Annotated in this window: 12 protein-coding genes and 3 tRNA genes; 8 read left to right on the top strand and 7 right to left on the bottom strand. The window is 66.1% G+C overall.

Going from position 1 to position 17,664, the window contains the following annotated elements:
- From CHC02_RS05465 to CHC02_RS05485, 5 genes are all read right to left on the bottom strand, one after another.
- Positions 1 to 601: IS110 family RNA-guided transposase (locus CHC02_RS05465; protein ID WP_141137688.1), on the bottom strand; the 601-nt coding region annotated here is incomplete at its 3' end.
- A 304-nt stretch (positions 602 to 905) separates the two neighbouring features.
- Positions 906 to 2,243 carry a sigma-54-dependent transcriptional regulator gene (locus tag CHC02_RS05470; RefSeq protein ID WP_089390495.1) on the bottom strand — a complete coding sequence of 446 codons (1,338 nt, stop codon included), beginning with the start codon at positions 2,241 to 2,243 and terminating at the stop codon, positions 906 to 908.
- An 11-nt stretch (positions 2,244 to 2,254) separates the two neighbouring features.
- A complete protein-coding gene (locus tag CHC02_RS05475; RefSeq protein WP_089390496.1) occupies positions 2,255 to 3,844 on the bottom strand; it encodes a sensor histidine kinase in 1,590 nt (529 codons plus the stop codon).
- On the bottom strand, positions 3,837 to 4,067 hold the full coding sequence (locus tag CHC02_RS05480) for a PP0621 family protein (protein WP_089390497.1): 231 nt from the start codon (positions 4,065 to 4,067) through the stop codon (positions 3,837 to 3,839). The genes CHC02_RS05475 and CHC02_RS05480 overlap by 8 nt, the downstream gene beginning before the upstream one ends.
- 138 nt (positions 4,068 to 4,205) lie before the next feature.
- Positions 4,206 to 5,219 (bottom strand): outer membrane protein assembly factor BamD, encoded by a 1,014-nt coding sequence (locus CHC02_RS05485; RefSeq protein WP_089390498.1) that lies wholly within the window; start codon positions 5,217 to 5,219, stop codon positions 4,206 to 4,208.
- Between the two features lie 146 nt (positions 5,220 to 5,365).
- Here CHC02_RS05485 and rluD point away from each other — a divergent pair, with 146 nt between their 5' ends.
- From rluD to clpB, 3 genes are all read left to right on the top strand, one after another.
- On the top strand, positions 5,366 to 6,325 hold the full coding sequence (rluD, locus tag CHC02_RS05490) for a 23S rRNA pseudouridine(1911/1915/1917) synthase RluD (protein ID WP_089390499.1): 960 nt from the start codon (positions 5,366 to 5,368) through the stop codon (positions 6,323 to 6,325).
- Positions 6,322 to 7,050, top strand: a complete 729-nt coding sequence (pgeF, locus tag CHC02_RS05495; RefSeq protein ID WP_089390500.1) for a peptidoglycan editing factor PgeF — start codon at positions 6,322 to 6,324, stop codon at positions 7,048 to 7,050. Before rluD ends, pgeF begins: the two co-directional genes overlap by 4 nt.
- 315 nt (positions 7,051 to 7,365) lie before the next feature.
- Positions 7,366 to 9,930, top strand: coding sequence for an ATP-dependent chaperone ClpB (gene clpB / locus CHC02_RS05505; protein ID WP_089390502.1), 2,565 nt, complete (start codon positions 7,366 to 7,368; stop codon positions 9,928 to 9,930).
- A gap of 380 nt (positions 9,931 to 10,310) precedes the next feature.
- On the opposite strand, the gene CHC02_RS05510 is transcribed toward clpB, so the two are convergent.
- Together CHC02_RS05510 and CHC02_RS05515 are read right to left on the bottom strand one after the other, a co-directional pair.
- Complete coding sequence (locus tag CHC02_RS05510) at positions 10,311 to 10,643, bottom strand: PilZ domain-containing protein (RefSeq protein ID WP_089390503.1); 333 nt, start codon at positions 10,641 to 10,643, stop codon at positions 10,311 to 10,313.
- A 3-nt stretch (positions 10,644 to 10,646) separates the two neighbouring features.
- Positions 10,647 to 12,977 (bottom strand): DUF1631 domain-containing protein, encoded by a 2,331-nt coding sequence (locus CHC02_RS05515; protein WP_089390504.1) that lies wholly within the window; start codon positions 12,975 to 12,977, stop codon positions 10,647 to 10,649.
- A gap of 210 nt (positions 12,978 to 13,187) precedes the next feature.
- On the opposite strand from CHC02_RS05515, the gene CHC02_RS05520 reads away from it, so the two are divergent.
- The 5 genes from CHC02_RS05520 to cyoB all read left to right on the top strand — a co-directional run bounded on the left by CHC02_RS05520 (position 13,188) and on the right by cyoB (position 17,661).
- Positions 13,188 to 13,263 (top strand) — tRNA-Asn (locus CHC02_RS05520).
- A 9-nt stretch (positions 13,264 to 13,272) separates the two neighbouring features.
- Positions 13,273 to 13,349: transfer RNA gene (locus CHC02_RS05525), tRNA-Pro, on the top strand.
- Between the two features lie 6 nt (positions 13,350 to 13,355).
- Positions 13,356 to 13,431 (top strand) — tRNA-Lys (locus CHC02_RS05530).
- Positions 13,432 to 14,749: 1,318 nt separating this feature from the next.
- On the top strand, positions 14,750 to 15,676 hold the full coding sequence (cyoA, locus tag CHC02_RS05535) for a ubiquinol oxidase subunit II (protein ID WP_089390505.1): 927 nt from the start codon (positions 14,750 to 14,752) through the stop codon (positions 15,674 to 15,676).
- Between the two features lie 8 nt (positions 15,677 to 15,684).
- Positions 15,685 to 17,661, top strand: coding sequence for a cytochrome o ubiquinol oxidase subunit I (gene cyoB, locus CHC02_RS05540; RefSeq protein ID WP_089390506.1), 1,977 nt, complete (start codon positions 15,685 to 15,687; stop codon positions 17,659 to 17,661).
- Positions 17,662 to 17,664 lie beyond the last annotated feature (3 nt).

Below are 17,664 nucleotides of genomic sequence, written 5' to 3' on the forward strand. Positions count from 1 at the left end.
CGTCATTCAGTTGATCGATGCGCGTATCCAGCCCCTGCCACTCTTTTTTCAACCCCACCAGCAGCCTGCCCATCGGCGCTGGCAGTCGGCCGTGCTCTCCCTTGATGACGGCTTCCAGTAGCTCAGCCGCCGCTGCCCGCCCACGGCGGCTGGTCACCAGGCCGAACTCGGCAAGCAAGCCATGGATCTCGTTGACCAGGGCCGTGCGCGCACGGACCAGACGGCTACGGATGCGGTGCACCGCCTGAATGGCTTGCTGCTCCGGGTTCTTCACCGGCACGAAACGCATGCTCGGGCGGCTGGCCGCCTCACAGATCGCTTCGGCGTCGTGGGCATCGTGCTTGTCGCCCTTGACGTAGGGTTTGACGAACTGCGGGGCGATCAGGCGGACCTCGTGTCCCAGCTGGCGCAGTTCGCGCGCCCAGTAGTGCGCACTGCCACAGGCCTCCATCGCCACCAGGCATGGCGCCAACTGGCGGAAGAAATCCTGGACCTTGTCGCGCTTGAGCTGGCGCCGGCACACCACCTGTTCGTGGCTGTCGACCGCGTGCACCTGGAAGACTTGTTTTGCCAGATCCAAGCCAATGCGTTTAATGTTCATCGTGACTCCCCCTCCGGGACTGTTGCCAACACCATCAGTCTGGCACCTAGATGCCGTAGGAGGGAGGAGTCCATTTCATTGCCCTACGTCATGGGTGGGATTTGCGTAGGGCGAATAACCGTTCGCGGTTATCCGCCGTTTATCCCATGCGATAGTCGACGCCAAGGTCAAGCTTGGAGCCGCCTGGGGTCAGCGCCCACGCCAGGGTCGAATCCCGAAACGGCCGGGGAGCGAGGCTAGGCGGCGGATAACGTGGAACGTTATCCGCCCTACGCCGTGGGTGGGATTTGCGTAGGGCACTTGATCAATCGATACCGAGCTTCTTCAGCCGGTAGCGCATCGAGCGGAAGGTCAGCCCCAGGCGCTGGGCGGCGGCGGTGCGGTTCCAGCGGGTTTCTTCCAGGGCCTGCATGATCAGCTTGCGCTCGATCTCTTCGAGGTAGTCCTCGAGGTTGTCGATCTGCGCCAGGCTGGCCTCGCCGGCTTCGCTGTTGCCGGTGGCCTCGGCGAAGCGCAGGTCCTGGGGCTGGATGACGTCGTCCTCGCACAGGGTGTAGGCGCGCTCGAGCATGTTCTCCAGTTCGCGCACGTTCCCCGGGAAGCGGTAGCTCTTCAGCTTCTCCAGGGCGTCGGCGCTGACCTGGGCCGCCGCCAGGCCGCTGTCGCTGGCCAGGCGCTTGAGCACGCGCTCGGTGAGCAGCGGGATGTCCTCGCGGCGCTCGCGCAGCGGCGGCACGCGCAGCTCGATGACGTTCAGGCGGTAGTAGAGGTCCTGGCGGAAGCGGCCGGCGGCGACTTCCGCGGCCAGGTCCTTGTGGGTGGCGCAGAGGATGCGCACGTCCACCGCCACTTCCTGCTGGCCGCCCACCGCGCGCACGGCCTTTTCCTGGATGGCGCGCAGCAGTTTCACCTGCATCGGCAACGGCAGGTCGGCCACCTCGTCGAGGAACAGGGTGCCGCCGTTGGCGGCCTGGAACAGGCCCTGCTTGTCCTCGACCGCGCCGGTGAAGCTGCCTTTCTTGTGCCCGAAGAATTCGCTTTCCATCAGCTCGGAGGGGATGGCGCCGCAGTTCACCGGAACGAAGGCCACTTCGCTGCGCGGGCCCTGCTCGTGGATCAGCCGGGCCACCAGTTCCTTGCCGCTGCCGGATTCGCCGCTGATGTAGACCGGCGCCTGGCTGCGCGCCAGCTTGGCGATCTGGTTGCGCATCTGCCGCATCGGCGGCGAATCGCCGAGCAGGCGGTTGTCCACCGGCGCATCCTCCGCGCCCGGCGAGCGCAGGCGCAGGGCCGTGGCCACCAGTTCGCGCAGGCGGCCGAGGTCCACCGGCTTGGTGAGGAAGTCGAAGGCGCCGGCCTTGAGCGCGTTGACCGCGGTGTCCAGGCTGCCGAAGGCGGTGATCATGGCCACCGGCACCTGGGGGTGGCGCTGCTGGATGTGCTGCACCAGGTCCATGCCGGTGCCGTCGGGCAGGCGCATGTCGGTCAGGCACAGGTCGAAGGGTTCGCGGGCCAGGTATTCCTTGGCTTCCTTGACGTTGCGGGCGCTGCGGGTGTCCAGCTTCATGCGGCCGAGGGTGATTTCCAGCAGCTCGCGGATATCCGGTTCGTCGTCGACGATCAGGGCTTTTTGCCGGCTCATGCTCTTTTCTGTCAGCTCTGCTTGCGCGGGTGGGCGAAGGTGATGCGGAAGCCGCCACCGCCTTCGTCGCGGTTCTTGAAGTCGATGCGGGCCTGGTTGCTTTCGCACAGCTCGCGGGAAATGTACAGGCCCAGCCCGGTGCCCTTGCTCTCGGTGGTGAAGAAGGGCTCGAACAGCTTGCCCAGCTGCTCCGGGGCGATGCCGGGGCCGTCGTCGAGCACCTCCAGCACCGGCAGGTCGCTGTCCTTGTCGCGGAACAGGTTCAGCCACACCTGGCCGCTGCCGTTCTGCCTCGCACTGTACCGTAACCCATTCTGCACCAGGTTACCCAGCACCTGGGCGAGCTGGCTGGGGTCCATGCGCGTCTGGATCTCGCCGCCGCCCAGCTGCAGGTGGATCTGCTGGTCGCCGCGCAGGCCTTCGCGCTGCTCGTCGGTGAAGCGCTGCAGCCACTGCTTGAGGTCCAGCTGCTGCGGTTCGGCCTGGCGCCGCCGCGACAGCTGCAGGACGTTCTCGATCACCAGGTTCATGCGCCGCGACTGGTCCTGGATGATCTGCGTCAGGCGCCGGTCGGGGGCGTCCAGCGCGTCCGATTCCTGCAGCAGTTGCGCGGCGTGGCTGATGGCGCCCAGGGGGTTGCGGATCTCGTGGGCGATGCCGGCGGTCAGCCGGCCCAGGGCCGCCAGCTTGAGTTGCTGGGCCTGCTGGGCGATCTGCGAGATGTCTTCGAGGAACACCAGGGTGTGCTGCTCCTCGCCGCGGCGCAGCGAGATGAAGCTCGGCTGCAGCATGGGGCCGCCTTCGGGCGCCTGCAGGCTCGGCGGGCGCAGCGAGGGGTTCTGTACCCACTGCTGCAGGCTTTCCAGCAGTTCCGGGCATTGCGCGGTGGCGAGCTGGCCCACCAGGTCCGGCTGGGCCAGCAGGCCCAGGGCGCTCTGGTTGGCCAGCAGCACGCGGTGCCGGCTGTCCAGCACCAGGATGCCGGTGCGCATGCGCTGCAGGATGAGGGCGTTGAGTTCCTCGAGGTTGGCCACGGTGGTGGCGCGTTCCTCGGCCAGGTGCTCGGTGAGTTGCTGGCGTCGCGCCAGCCCCTGCAGCAGCAGGGCGGCGGCGAAGCTCAGGGCGCCCAGGCTGCCGGCCTGGACGTAGTGGTTGATCGCCGTGGGCTGGCTGAGGCTGAGGTAGAAGGTCAGGTAGATCATGCCGATCGCGGCGACGGCGGCGATCAGCAGGCCGATGCGCCCGCGCAGCAGGATGTTGGCGATGCCCACCGCCACCACCAGCAGGTTGCCGATGCCGCTGGGCACGCCGCCGGCGGCGTAGAACAGGCCGCACAGCGCGAGGATGTCGAACAGCGCCAGCAGGAAGATCGGCAGCAGCTGGCGCGGCGTCGGCATCAGCACGGCGATCAGGATGTTGACGATCAGGTAGCTCCAGCAACTGGCATGGAACAGCGCGGACTGGCCGACGTTGAGCACCCGGTCGTCGAGGTCGCTGGAGATCAGCAGCACCAGCAGCAGGCCGATGCTCAGGCGGTACAGGTGGTACAGGCGGAGGATGCGCTGCCCCTGCTGGCCGCTGATGGGGATGGCCCTAGCCATGCCGCTGGCTGTCCTGCTGCAGGTGGGCCTGGCTGCAATACCAGCGCTGCTCGTGCTGCAACGCCTTGGCGCGCGGCACGTGCACGCCGCACTGGGCGCAGCGCACCATGGGCTCGGCCTGGTCGTCCGGCGGCGCCTGGGGCGGGCGTTGCGGGCGGGTGGCCTTGCGCCACAGCCACCAGATCAGGGCGATGAGGAGGATCCAGAACAGCAGGCGGACCATGGCGTTCCCTTTTGTCTCGAAGAGCCGCAGTTTATCCGAGCCACCACGGCGTACAAGTCGCGCTGCCCGCTACTGTGCGGAGGATCCGTGCGGGCATGAAAAAGGGAGGCCGGAGCCTCCCTCTGCATGGCGGGTCGATCAGTCGACCAGGCCGAAGGTCAGGTAGTGCCACCAGGAGTGGCTCTTCTTGCCGCTGGTGTCGGGCTTCTCGACTTCCTCGTCCTGGTGCTCCGGCTGCAGTTCCCGCGGGATCTGCTGGCGGGCGTCCTCGTACTGGCGCATCACGTCCTTGCTCGCCTGGGTTTCCATCTGCGGCGGCGCGGTGTTGGAGTCGATCAGGCCGAGGGTGGCCTTGGCCAGCCAGGAGCGGCTGCTGTCGTCGTCCTCGCGGGGTACGAACTGGCCGTCCTTCAGGCTGGGGTTGTCCGGGTAGTTGAGCTTGAGGGTCTGCAGGCTGCTGTCGGCCAGGTCGTTCAGGCCCAGGCGCTGGTAGGCCTCGGTCATGATCGCCAGGCCATCGCCGACGGCCGGGGTCTCCTGGAAGTTCTCCACCACGTAGCGGCCACGGTTGGCGGCGGCCACGTAGGCCTTGCGCTTGAGGTAGTAGTGGCCGACGTGCACCTCGTAGGCCGCCAGCAGGTTGCGCAGGTAGACCATGCGCGCCTTGGCGTCCGGGGCGTAGCGGCTGTTGGGGAAGCGGCTGGTGAGCTGGGCGAACTCGTTGAAGGAGTCGCGCGCCGCGCCCGGGTCGCGCTTGGTCAGGTCCAGCGGCAGGAAGCGCGCCATCAGGCCGCGGTCCTGGTCGAAGGAGGCCAGGCCCTTCATGTAGTAGGCGTAGTCGACGTTCGGGTGCTGTGGGTGCAGGCGGATGAAGCGTTCCGCCGCCGAACGCGCGGCTTCCGGCTCGGCGTTCTTGTAGTTGGCGTAGATCAGCTCCAGCTGCGCCTGCTCGGCGTAGCGGCCGAACGGGTAGCGGGACTCCAGCGCCTTCAGCTTGTTGATGGCGTTGGTGTAGCTGTTGTTGCCGAGGTCTTCCTGCGCCTGCTGGTACAGCTGGCTCTCGCTCAGGTTCTCGTCGACCTTGTCGCCCTTGGACGAGCAGGCGGAGACCAAGACGAGGGTGGCGATCAGCAGCAGGTGTTTCACTTGCATGGCGGCTTGCGTCCCTGGACGGTCGGCTGTCGCGGCCGCATCCGTCTGTTATGATTGGCGCCCCAGGCGAACCCCTGGGACAAAGGCCCCGTATTTAACCACAGCGTGCCGCCCACCAAAAGGTGGCGCGCCTACTGTGTCCCATCATGTCCGATCTCATCCAACTGGCGGCAGAAGTGCCGTTCGACCTGGGCGGCCAACGCCTCGACCAGGTCGCCGCGCAACTCTTCCCAGAACACTCCCGCTCGCGCCTGGCCGGCTGGATCAAGGACGGCCACCTGACCGTCGACGGCGCCGTGCTGCGCCCGAAGGACATCATCCACGCCGGCTCGCGCCTGGCGCTGGAGGTGCAGCTGGAGGCCCAGGGCGAGTGGAAGGCCCAGGACATCGAGCTGGACATCGTCTTCGAGGACGAGCACATCCTGGTGCTCGACAAGCCCGCGGGGCTGGTGGTCCACCCGGCCGCCGGGCACCAGGACGGCACCCTGCTCAATGCCCTGCTGCACCACGTGCCGCACCTGGCCAACGTGCCGCGCGCCGGCATTGTGCACCGCCTGGACAAGGACACCACCGGCCTGATGGTGGTGGCCAAGACCCTGGAAGCCCACACCAACCTGGTCGCCCAGCTGCAGGCGCGCAGCGTCAGCCGCGTGTACGAGGCCATAGTGGTGGGGGTGATAGTCGCCGGCGGCAAGATCGACGCGCCCATCAGCCGCCACGGCGTGATGCGCCAGAAGATGGCGGTGGTGCCCACCGGCAAGCAGGCGATCAGCCATTACCGGGTGCTGGAGCGCTTCCGCTCGCACACCCACGCCCGGGTGAAGCTGGAGACCGGCCGCACCCACCAGATCCGCGTGCATATGTCGCACATCGGCTTCCCGCTGGTGGGCGACCCGGTCTACGGCGGGCGTTTCCGCATTCCGCCGGGAGCCAGCCCGACCCTGGTCGAGTCGCTGCGCGACTTCCCGCGCCAGGCCCTGCACGCGCGCTTCCTGGAACTGGACCACCCGGCCAGCGGCGAGCGCATGAAGTGGGAGTCGCCGCTGCCCGACGACTTCACCTGGCTGCTCAGCCTGCTGCGCCAGGACAACGAGTCCTTCGTATGACCACGCCCTGGCTCATCCCCGACTGGCCGGCCCCGGCCAACGTGCGCGCCTGCGTCAGCACCCGCGCCGGCGGGGTGAGCCAGGCGCCGTTCGACAGCTTCAACCTCGGCGACCACGTCGGCGACGATCCCGCCGCGGTGGCCGAGAACCGCCGCCGCCTGGAGCAGGCGCAGGGTTGCCGGCCGGCCTGGTTGAGCCAGGTGCACGGCATCGAGGTGGTGGAAGCCGCCCCGTCCCGCGTCGCGACCGCCGACGGCAACTGGAGCGCCACGCCGGGCATCGCCTGCGCGGTGCTCACCGCCGATTGCCTGCCGGCGCTGTTCTGCGACCGCGCCGGTACCCGCGTGGCGGCGGCCCATGCCGGCTGGCGCGGGCTGGCCGGCGGCGTGCTGGAGGCCACCCTGGACAAGCTGGCGGTGCCGCCGGAGGACGTGCTGGTCTGGCTCGGCCCGGCCATCGGCCCGCAGGCCTTCGAGGTCGGCCCCGAGGTGCGCGAAGCCTTCCTCGCCGACCACGCCGGGGCCGCGGCGGCCTTCGTGCCCAGCGCCAATGCCGGCCGCTACATGGCCGACATCTACCAACTGGCGCGCATCCGCCTGGCCGCGCGTGGCGTCAGCGCCGTCTACGGCGGTGGCCTGTGCACCTTCAGCGACACCGGACGCTTCTATTCCTACCGCCGCAATCCGCGCACCGGCCGCCAGGCCAGCCTGGTGTGGCTGGCCTGACGCCGCCGTAGGCCTGGCTTTTCGTAGGAGCGAGCTTGCTCGCGAATGAACCCCGCTGCGGAACCTGTTCGCGAGCAAGCTCGCTCCTACAGTCTCCCGCGCATGGCCCTGCGCGCGAATCGCAGGCAGGGCCTGCTCCTACAGGTGAATACCGCTGCCGTGGTGGCCCTACGCCGGCACGAACTGACCGGCGTCATGGCCAAATGGCTTGAAGCAGCCAAAATCGACCTTATCTAACTGGCATCCCGGCGGGTTGTTTCTTCACCAGGGGCAGGTATCGCTCCGACCCGCTATCTAGAAGGAAGGACGAACTCCATGCGAATCGACCGTTTGACCAGCAAGCTGCAACTGGCGCTGTCCGATGCCCAGTCCCTGGCCGTTGGCCACGATCACCCGGCCATCGAGCCGGTGCACCTGCTCTCCGCCCTGCTCGAACAGCAGGGCGGCTCCATCAAGCCCCTGCTGATGCAGGTCGGCTTCGATATCCCGGCCCTGCGCGCGGCCCTGAACAAGGAGCTGGACGCGCTGCCGAAGATCCAGAACCCCACCGGCGACGTGAACCTCTCGCAGGACCTGGCGCGCCTGCTCAACCAGGCCGACCGCCTGGCCCAGCAGAAGGGCGACCAGTTCATCTCCAGCGAGCTGGTGCTGCTCGCCGCCCTGGACGACAACGCCAAGCTCGGCAAGCTGCTGCTCGGCCAGGGCGTGTCGAAGAAGGCCCTGGAGAACGCGGTGAACAACCTGCGCGGCGGCGAGGCGGTCAACGACCCCAACGCCGAGGAATCGCGCCAGGCCCTGGACAAGTACACCGTGGACATGACCAAGCGCGCCGAGGACGGCAAGCTCGACCCGGTGATCGGCCGTGACGACGAGATCCGCCGGACCATCCAGGTCCTGCAGCGGCGCACCAAGAACAACCCGGTGCTGATCGGCGAGCCCGGCGTGGGCAAGACCGCCATCGTCGAGGGCCTGGCCCAGCGCATCGTCAACGGCGAGGTGCCCGACGGCCTCAAGGACAAGCGCCTGCTGGCCCTGGACATGGGCGCGCTGATCGCCGGCGCCAAGTTCCGCGGCGAGTTCGAGGAGCGCCTGAAGGCGGTGCTCAACGAGCTGTCCAAGCAGGAAGGCCGGATCATCCTGTTCATCGACGAATTGCACACCATGGTCGGCGCCGGCAAGGCCGAGGGCGCCATGGATGCCGGCAACATGCTCAAGCCGGCCCTGGCCCGCGGCGAGCTGCACTGCGTCGGCGCCACCACCCTGGACGAGTACCGCCAGTACATCGAGAAGGACGCGGCGCTGGAGCGGCGCTTCCAGAAGGTGCTGGTGGACGAGCCCAGCGAGGAAGACACCATCGCCATCCTGCGTGGCCTGAAGGAGCGCTACGAGGTGCACCACGGGGTGACCATCACCGACGGCGCCATCATCGCCGCGGCCAAGCTGTCGCACCGCTACATCACCGACCGCCAGCTGCCGGACAAGGCCATCGACCTGATCGACGAGGCGGCCAGCCGCATCCGCATGGAGATCGACTCCAAGCCGGAGGAACTGGACCGCCTGGAGCGCCGCCTGATCCAGCTGAAGATCGAGCGCGAGGCGCTGAAGAAGGAAGACGACGAGGCCACCAGGAAACGCCTGGCCAAGCTGGAAGAGGACATCGCCAAGCTCGAGCGCGAATACGCCGACCTGGAAGAGATCTGGAAGTCGGAGAAGGCCGAGGTGCAAGGCTCGGCGCAGATCCAGCAGAAGATCGAGCAGGCCAGGACCGAGCTGGAGCTGGCCCGCCGCAAGGGCGACCTCAACCGCATGGCCGAGCTGCAGTACGGGGTGATCCCCGACCTCGAGCGCAGCCTGCAGATGGTCGACCAGCACGGCAAGGCGGAGAACCAGCTGCTGCGCAACAAGGTGACCGACGAGGAAATCGCCGAGGTGGTGTCCAAGTGGACCGGCATCCCGGTGTCGAAGATGCTCGAAGGCGAGCGCGAGAAGCTGCTGCGCATGGAAGACGAGCTGCACAGGCGCGTCATCGGCCAGCACGAGGCGGTGGTCGCGGTATCCAACGCCGTGCGCCGTTCCCGCGCCGGCCTGGCCGACCCCAACCGGCCCAGCGGCTCCTTCCTGTTCCTCGGCCCGACCGGGGTGGGCAAGACCGAGCTGTGCAAGGCCCTGGCCGAGTTCCTCTTCGACACCGAGGAAGCGCTGGTGCGCATCGACATGTCGGAGTTCATGGAGAAACACTCGGTGGCCCGCCTGATCGGCGCCCCGCCGGGCTACGTCGGCTACGAGGAAGGCGGCTACCTGACCGAGGCCGTGCGCCGCAAGCCGTACTCGGTGGTGCTGCTGGACGAGGTGGAGAAAGCCCACCCGGACGTCTTCAACATCCTCCTGCAGGTGCTCGAAGACGGCCGCCTGACCGACAGCCATGGCCGCACCGTGGATTTCCGCAACACCGTGGTGGTGATGACCTCCAACCTCGGCTCGGCGCAGATCCAGGAACTGGTCGGCGACCGCGACGCGCAGCACGCGGCGGTGATGGACGCGGTGAACGCGCACTTCCGTCCGGAGTTCATCAACCGGATCGACGAGGTGGTGGTGTTCGAGCCGCTGGCCCGCGAGCAGATCGCCGGCATCGCCGAGATCCAGATGGGCCGCCTGCGCAAGCGCCTGGCCGAGCGCGAGCTGAGCCTGGAGCTGAGCACGGAGGCGATGGACAAGCTGATCGCCGTCGGCTTCGACCCGGTGTACGGCGCCCGCCCGCTCAAGCGCGCGATCCAGCGCTGGATCGAGAACCCGCTGGCGCAGCTGATCCTGGCCGGCAAGTTCCTCCCCGGCGCGAAGATCCACGCCAAGGTAGAGGACGACGAGATCGTGTTTGCCTGATCTTGGTGCCTATAGAAAAGCCCCGCGTTGCGGGGCTTTTTCATGTCGCAGGCAGGGCCAGCTCCTACAGGGCGTCGTGTGGGTGAGGCGACGTAGGAGCAACTGTCTTTTGGGCTCCGTCGTTCGCGGGAGTGACTGGATCGAAATTCGCGTCTCCCATCTCGCCCCCTTGTAGGAGCGGGCCCTGCCCGCGAATCGCGCGCAGGGCGCGCTCCTACAGGGGAATGGCATGGCTCAGGCAGCGTAGGAGGACTCCGTCCGCGACCCGCGTAGGGCGAATAACCGTTCGCGGTTATCCGCCGTCGGCCGGAACATCGTTGCTCAGGGATGATGGCGGATAACGCCGTAGGCGTTATGCGCCCTACGGGGCGGAAGCGCCCTCAAAGATGCGCGATCAACTCCTCCAGCGCCTTCGCCTGGTCGTCCGCCAGGTCGATGATGTGGAAACCCGCCCAGTCCAGTTGGCCGTCGGTGCCCTTGCGGCTCCACAGGCAGTCGGCGCCCAGCGTTATCTCGCCCACCTCGTGCAGCGGCGGCAGGGGCACCAGGCGGCATTCCAGCACCGAGTCCGCCGCCGGCACGTCGACGCCACAGAGCATGAAGCCTTCGATGGACAGGTCGGCCAGGCGGCCGAGGCTGCGCCCGGTGTGGCGGTCGAAGACCTCGACCTTCAGGTCCGTGCGGTGCCGGTCGTGCTGGCGGCGTTCGTCCATCGCTTACTCCTCGGATGGGCTGTTGGGGCGCCCGGCAAAGCGCTGCAACATGCGGTAGATGGCACCCAGTGCGCGGTCGACCAGGGGCTGCTGTCCAGCCCCGGCCAGGCGTACCTTGCCCTGTTCCATCTCCAGTGCCAACTGGCCGATGGGTTTGACCGCGACGCGCTGCCCCAGGTGGTCGACGAACATGTAGTTGCGCGTGGTGGGGCTGAACCAGGACAGCTTCAGGCGCCGTGGCGGCGTGCCGTCGGTGAACTCGAACCAGGTGCCGAACTCGATGCGGCGCAGTTCCTCCATGATCGCCCGGGCGCGGATGGACAGGCTTTCCTCGGTCTGCCGCTCGGCCACGCTTTCGCCGTCGAGCATCGCCCCCAGCGGGCTTTCCGGCAGCTCGGGGTGCAGCCTGGCGGCGATTTCCGGCTGCTGGGCCTGGATCGCGTGCTGGCAGGCGACCAGGTCCTGCAGCAGGCGGCGGATGCCGTCCTCATGGTAGCCGCCGAGCACTTCCAGGCCCTTGCGCAGGTCCTCCAGCAGCGCCGGGCGCAGGGCCTGCAGGCGCTCGCGGCCGGCGCCGTCCTGGGGCGTGACGCTCCAGGCCAGCTGCTCGGCGATCTCGCAGGCGCGGCGCCATTCGTCGCTGTCGTCGCCGTTGCGCAGGAGGATGAAGGTCAGGGCGTCCGCCCAGCTGAGGTCGAGGAAGTTGCGCACCAGTTGCGGCAGCTCGCGCTCGGCGGTGGCCCGGCGGATGACCTCGATTGCCTGCTCGCGCGCGCCCAGCAGGCGGTCGCGGCCGCGGGCCGCCTCGGTGGCGCGGCGTTCGCGCAGCTCGGCCTTCTGGCGGATGTTGGCGATGTATTCGTTGAAGTCGCCGAGCAGCTCGTCGAACAGGCGCAGCTCGCCGGCGAAGTCCTGGATCACCCGTTCCACCACCCAGTGCATCTTCGCCAGCAGCCCGCGCTCCTCGCCGTCGCCGCCGTACAGCGAGCCGGCCTGGGCCATGGCGTTGAGCAGGCGGCGGGCCGGGTGGTGGTGCTGGGTGAACAGCGCCTTGTCCAGCAGGGCCACCTTGAGGAAGGGGGTGTGCAGGTGCGAGAGGGTGGTCTTGCAACTGTCCGGCAGGCTCTCGTCATCGAGGATGAAGTCGAAGACCATGCCCACCAGGTCGATGACGTCGGCTTCCTGGTCGGTCAGCCTGTTCTGCCCGGGGTGGTCGCTGCTGGCCTCCAGCTGTTGGTGCAGCTCTTCCTTGAACTGCTGCACCGCCTGGGGCTGGCGGATGCGCCGGGCGAGGTCCTGGGCGGAGATGCGCTGCAGGCGGTTGAGCGCGTCGAGCAGTTCCCCGGCGCTGTAGGTGCGGGTGGCGCCGCGTGGGGTCAGGCGGACGATGCTGTCGCTGTTGCCGAAGTTGTCCAGGCCGCGCCGCCGGTGCTCGGCGAGCAGGGTATTGAGGCCGCCATAGAGGGCCTGCTGGTCGCTGGGCGGGTAGGGCGGCAGCTCGCTGAAGTCCAGCGGCGGCGCCTCGGCCGTGCTGGAGGCGCCCTGGGGCTGCGTGGCATGGCCGCCGGCGGCGCCGGTCGGCGGCGTTGGCGCGGCCTGCCCGGGGGCCTGTGACGCCGGGCGTGGCGCCGGGTGCGAACTCTGCTGGGGGCGGTAGCGCAGGTTGGGCAGGATGCCGGCCTCGGTCAGGCGCCGGTTCAGCTGTTCATACAGAGGCGGCAGGTTGCGCATCACCTGCTGGTCGAACAATACATAGAGCACGGTCTTGATGCGCAGGGCGAAGCGGCTTTCCGCGAGCATCTCGCGGAAGCACTGGGCGATGGCCTGGGGCCCGAAGGGGTTGCTGTCCTCGGCCAGCTTGCTGCCGTTGTTGAGCAGGGCCAGGCGCTGGTCCAGGGCGAACAGGGACTGCGCGCACTGCGCCTTGACCTGGTTCACCATGTTGGTGACGAGCAGGGTTTCCTCGTATTCCTCGTTGCCGACCAGGGACAGTTGCTCGACGTCCAGCTCCTCCAGGTGCGCCCGGGAGGGCAGGGTGCCCTGCATGAAGTCGCTCAGGCCCTTGGCGAAACGCTGGTGGTAGAGGCGCTCGAGGGTGGGGCGCTGGCGGCGGATCTCGCGCATGCTGTCGAAGAACAGCGCCTGCACCTGGTTGTTCTCGGCCTTCTCGGCGCATTCGAAGAGGGTGTCGTCGACCTGCGCGAAGACCGCGCCCAGGAGTTCCGCCAGGTGGTTCATCGCCAATTGCCGGCAGCCCTGTACCAGCTCGCCGAAGCGTGGCTGGATGGCCCGGCTGGCGACGTTGGAAGACGGCGGGGTGTCCTTCGAACTCATGGGCGATCCTGTCCGTGATCTCATCGCCTGCGGGCGAGGCAACTTGGGTTTTATGCAGATATAGCAATCTGCCTGCCGGCCTGCAAAGAAAAAGAAGAAAAACTTTTTGGATCAGAGGGTTGACAGTCCGTTCGAGACCCGTAAAATGGCGCGCCTCTGATACGGGAAACGGCAACGCCGAAACGTAGAAGGGATTGGAAGGCTCGTCGTTCCGCGATAGCTCAGTCGGTAGAGCAAGTGACTGTTAATCACTGGGTCCCTGGTTCGAGTCCAGGTCGCGGAGCCAACTTCCAAGCGGGGTATAGCGCAGTCCGGTAGCGCGCCTGCTTTGGGAGCAGGATGTCGGGAGTTCGAATCTCTCTACCCCGACCATATCGAGGGTCGTTAGCTCAGTCGGTAGAGCAGTTGGCTTTTAACCAATTGGTCGTAGGTTCGAATCCTACACGACCCACCATCTTCCAGCCGGTCGCCCAGGCGAACGGCAACGAAAAGCCCGCGGTCTCGTCGAGATCGCGGGTTTTTTCGTTTCATGGCTGTGGCATTCGAGGCGGTAGGCGGGGCTTGCTCGATTTCGTAGGGGCGAGCTTGCTCGCGAACCGGCGGGTGACGTCTGCGCTCGGGGTCAACTCCGCTCCCTCTCCCTAACCCTCGGCTGCGCGCCCCGCCCTGAAGGGAGAGGGGACCGTTGGGCAGGGGTTGGTGCTGTGGCGTTAGCCGGTTATCAGGCAATTTCCGGCTGAAACCATTCCCTATCTCGGCACGGACAAGCTCCCTCTCCCTTCAGGGAGAGGGCTGGGGAGAGGGGCTCTTGAGAACCCTCTCGGAATCCCCCATTCGCGAGCAAGCTCGCTCCTACGAAAAGCCGAGCCATCCGTAATGAGGCTGACATTTCGCCGGGCTAATGTTTTTCGCCGTTTGTACTCATCGTGAAATCAGTCATATCCGGCCGGTTTTTGCCCAGTCAAAAACGGCCATCCCGTCAGAATCTGAAACGCTTTTCCCCCTCGAATCACTTGCTGCGGCGATGTGTCGCACTCTGCGCGGGGCATTTGCGAGCACATTTTCAATCGGCTTGATCGGCGTCATTTTCAGTCTTGCGAAGCTGGTTTAAGGCGTCTTTCGCAGGCAGTCTCCAATGCGGCTGCATACCGCGCCAGGCGGGGCGTTCAGGCGACTTGGCGATGGCTGCAGGAGGGGGCCGGAAAGCGCTTTTCCAACCTTGCATTTCCTGCGGGAATTGATCGTTTTTCGAGCAGCCGCGGCGGCCATTCTTAACCCTGGCGAGAAAATGTCTTGTTAAAAATGAAGGGGCGGGGCCTTGCCAGTGGTTTCTGAAATGTCTTGTAATATCGGCCGCCCATTCCTGACCCCATAGCGCCTCGGTTCCAGCGTCGCAGAACCTTGGCAGGCACCCGCCGCAGGCGGTGCTGGAATAACAACGAGGGGCTGACTGTGGTGGGTTTCCGCTCAACAACGAGTAGGGCAATCCGCTCGTGAACAGGTGTCGGCCAGGCAGGCTTCCCAAGGGAGCGGCAGGGCAGGCGCCAACACGCTGAATAACACGGAACGAATCAGCACACGGATCGGTTTCGCTACGCGAAAGCCGGGCTGGGTTCCTTTTGCCTTGTTTTCTTGCAGCGCCGATTCGCTACCCCATGGATCCACCAACACGTCTCGCCTCGGAAGGCGCGGCGGGCAGTTCGTCGAGCATGAACCCTGCGTGGGTAAATCTCATGGGCGGTGTAGCTATGTTCATCCATTAAGGCCGCAAGATGAAAATAGACCAGTACTCTGGATACCTGAAGAGATTGTCCGTGCTGCTCCCCCTGCTCTCGCTGGGCGGTTGCAACATGGTCCTGTTCGACCCCAAGGGGCAGATCGGCGTCGACGAGAAGTCGCTGATCATCACCTGCACCCTGCTGATGCTGCTCGTGGTGGTGCCGGTCATCGTCATGACCCTGGCATTCGCCTGGAAGTACCGCGCTTCCAACACCAAGGCCACCTACATGCCCGACTGGGCGCACTCCACCCGCATCGAGGTGGTGGTGTGGCTGGTGCCCTGCATCATCATCGCCATCCTCGGCTGGCTGACCTGGGAATCCACCCACAAGCTGGACCCCTACCGCCCGCTGGATTCCGACGTCAAGCCGATCACCATCCAGGCCGTATCGCTGGACTGGAAATGGCTGTTCATCTACCCGGAGCAGGGCATCGCGACCGTCAACGAGATCGCTTTCCCGAAAGACACCCCGGTGAACTTCCAGATCACCTCGGACACCGTGATGAACTCCTTCTTCATCCCGCAGCTGGGTAGCCAGATCTACTCGATGACCGGGATGCTGACCAAGCTGCACCTGATCGCCAACGAAGAAGGCGTGTTCGACGGCATCTCCGCGAACTACAGCGGCGCCGGCTTCTCCGGCATGAAGTTCAAGGCCATCGCCACTTCCGAGCAGGGCTTCCAGGACTGGGTCGCCAAGGTCAAGTCCGCCCAGGCCGGCCTCACCGAGGAAGGCTTCCCCGCGCTGGCCAAGCCGAGCGAGAACGTGCCGGCTACCTACTTCTCCTCGGTCACCCCGGACCTGTTCCAGCACATCCTGACCAAGCACGAGCGTGCCGGTCTGGCCATGGGCAAGGGCAAGGCCGAGCACGCCGAAGGCGAAGCAGAATCGCAATCCAATCCGAGTATCCAGGAGTAACCGCGCAGATGTTCGGGAAACTGACTCTGTCGGCCGTGCCTTATCACGAGCCGATCATCATGGTCACGCTGGCGGTCGTTGCCCTGCTGGGCATCGGCGTCGTCGGCGCGGTCACCTACTACCGCAAGTGGACCTACCTGTGGACCGAATGGCTGACCTCCATCGACCACAAGAAAATCGGCGTGATGTACATCATCGTCGCCCTGATCATGCTGCTGCGCGGCTTCGCCGACGCCATCATGATGCGCGGCCAGCTGGCCCTGGCCGAAGGCGCCAACCACGGCTTCCTGCCGCCTGAGCACTACGACCAGATCTTCACCGCCCACGGCATGATCATGATCATCTTCATGGCCATGCCCTTCATGACCGGCCTGATGAACCTGGCGGTGCCGCTGCAGATCGGCGCCCGCGACGTGGCCTTCCCGTTCCTGAACTCCCTCAGCTTCTGGCTGCTGGTGGTCAGTGCGATGCTGGTCAACGTGTCCCTGGGCCTGGGCGAGTTCGCCCGTACCGGCTGGGTGGCCTACCCGCCGCTGTCCGAGCTGGCCTACAGCCCGGGCGTGGGTGTGGACTACTACATCTGGGCCTTGCAGATATCCGGCATGGGCACGCTGCTGACCGGCATCAACTTCCTGGTCACCGTGTTCAAGATGCGCACCCCGGGCATGAAGCTGATGCAGATGCCGATCTTCACCTGGACCTGCACCTTCGCCAACATCCTGATCGTCGCGTCCTTCCCGATCCTGACCGCGGCCCTGGGCCTGCTGTCGCTGGACCGCTACCTGGACATGCACTTCTTCACCAACGAGCTCGGCGGCAACGCCATGATGTACATCAACCTCTTCTGGGCCTGGGGCCATCCCGAGGTGTACATCCTGATCCTGCCGGCCTTCGGTATCTTCTCCGAAGTCACCGCCACCTTCGCCGGCAAGCGCATGTTCGGCTACACCTCGATGGTGTGGGCGAGCGCCGCGATCACCTTCCTCGGCTTCACCGTGTGGCTGCACCACTTCTTCACCATGGGTTCGGGCGGCGACGTCAACGGCTTCTTCGGCGTGGCGACCATGCTGATCTCCATCCCCACCGGGGTGAAGCTGTTCAACTGGCTGTTCACCATCTACCGTGGCCGCCTGCGCTTCGACACCCCGATCCTGTGGACCCTGGGCTTCATGATCACCTTCACCATCGGTGGCATGACCGGCGTCCTGCTGGCCATCCCGGGTGCTGACTTCCTGCTGCACAACAGCCTGTTCCTGATCGCCCACTTCCACAACACCATCATCGGTGGCGCGGTGTTCGGCTACCTGGCCGGCTTCGTCTTCTGGTTCCCGAAAGCCTTCGGCTTCAAGCTGGACGAGAAGTGGGGCAAGCGTTCGTTCTGGTGCTGGCTGGTCGGCTTCTACATGGCCTTCATGCCGCTGTACATCCTTGGCTTCATGGGCATGACCCGTCGCCTGAACCACTACGACAACCCGCTGTGGAAGCCGTACCTGGTGGTGGCCTTCTTCGGCGCCGTGCTGATCCTGTTCGGCATCCTCAGCCAACTGATCCAGCTGTTCGTCTCGATCAAGAACCGCAAGCAACTGGCCGACGTGACCGGCGACCCGTGGGGCGGCCGCACCCTGGAATGGTCCACTTCCTCGCCGCCGCCGTACTACAACTTCGCCGAGCTGCCGGTGGTGCGCGACGTCGACGCCTTCCACGAAATGAAACAGAACGGCCGCGCCTACCAGGCTCCGGCGTCCTACAAGCCGATCCACATGCCGAAGAACACCGCCGCTGGCTTCTCCATCGCGCTGTTCGCCTTCATCTCCGGCTTCGCTGCGATCTGGCACATCTGGTGGCTCGCGGGCATCGGCTTCGTCGGCATGATCGCCTCCGTCATCGTGCGCAGCTACGTCACCGACCTGGACTACTACGTCCAGCCGGACGAGATCGAGCGCATCGAGAACCGCCACTTCCAGCAACTCGCCAAACAGGTCTGATCC

It is taken from the genome of Pseudomonas delhiensis (assembly GCF_900187975.1).
Taxonomy (GTDB): domain Bacteria; phylum Pseudomonadota; class Gammaproteobacteria; order Pseudomonadales; family Pseudomonadaceae; genus Pseudomonas; species Pseudomonas delhiensis.

What these genes read in the sequence shown, in the direction of transcription:
- CHC02_RS05470 (WP_089390495.1), bottom strand. Translation starts at nt 2,243, where the DNA reads ATGAGCCGGCAAAAAGCCCTGATCGTCGACGACGAACCGGATATCCGC.
- CHC02_RS05475 (WP_089390496.1), bottom strand. Translation starts at nt 3,844, where the DNA reads ATGGCTAGGGCCATCCCCATCAGCGGCCAGCAGGGGCAGCGCATCCTC.
- CHC02_RS05480 (WP_089390497.1), bottom strand. Translation starts at nt 4,067, where the DNA reads ATGGTCCGCCTGCTGTTCTGGATCCTCCTCATCGCCCTGATCTGGTGG.
- CHC02_RS05485 (WP_089390498.1), bottom strand. Translation starts at nt 5,219, where the DNA reads ATGCAAGTGAAACACCTGCTGCTGATCGCCACCCTCGTCTTGGTCTCC.
- rluD (WP_089390499.1), top strand. Translation starts at nt 5,366, where the DNA reads ATGTCCGATCTCATCCAACTGGCGGCAGAAGTGCCGTTCGACCTGGGC.
- pgeF (WP_089390500.1), top strand. Translation starts at nt 6,322, where the DNA reads ATGACCACGCCCTGGCTCATCCCCGACTGGCCGGCCCCGGCCAACGTG.
- clpB (WP_089390502.1), top strand. Translation starts at nt 7,366, where the DNA reads ATGCGAATCGACCGTTTGACCAGCAAGCTGCAACTGGCGCTGTCCGAT.
- CHC02_RS05510 (WP_089390503.1), bottom strand. Translation starts at nt 10,643, where the DNA reads ATGGACGAACGCCGCCAGCACGACCGGCACCGCACGGACCTGAAGGTC.
- CHC02_RS05515 (WP_089390504.1), bottom strand. Translation starts at nt 12,977, where the DNA reads ATGAGTTCGAAGGACACCCCGCCGTCTTCCAACGTCGCCAGCCGGGCC.
- cyoA (WP_089390505.1), top strand. Translation starts at nt 14,750, where the DNA reads ATGAAAATAGACCAGTACTCTGGATACCTGAAGAGATTGTCCGTGCTG.
- cyoB (WP_089390506.1), top strand. Translation starts at nt 15,685, where the DNA reads ATGTTCGGGAAACTGACTCTGTCGGCCGTGCCTTATCACGAGCCGATC.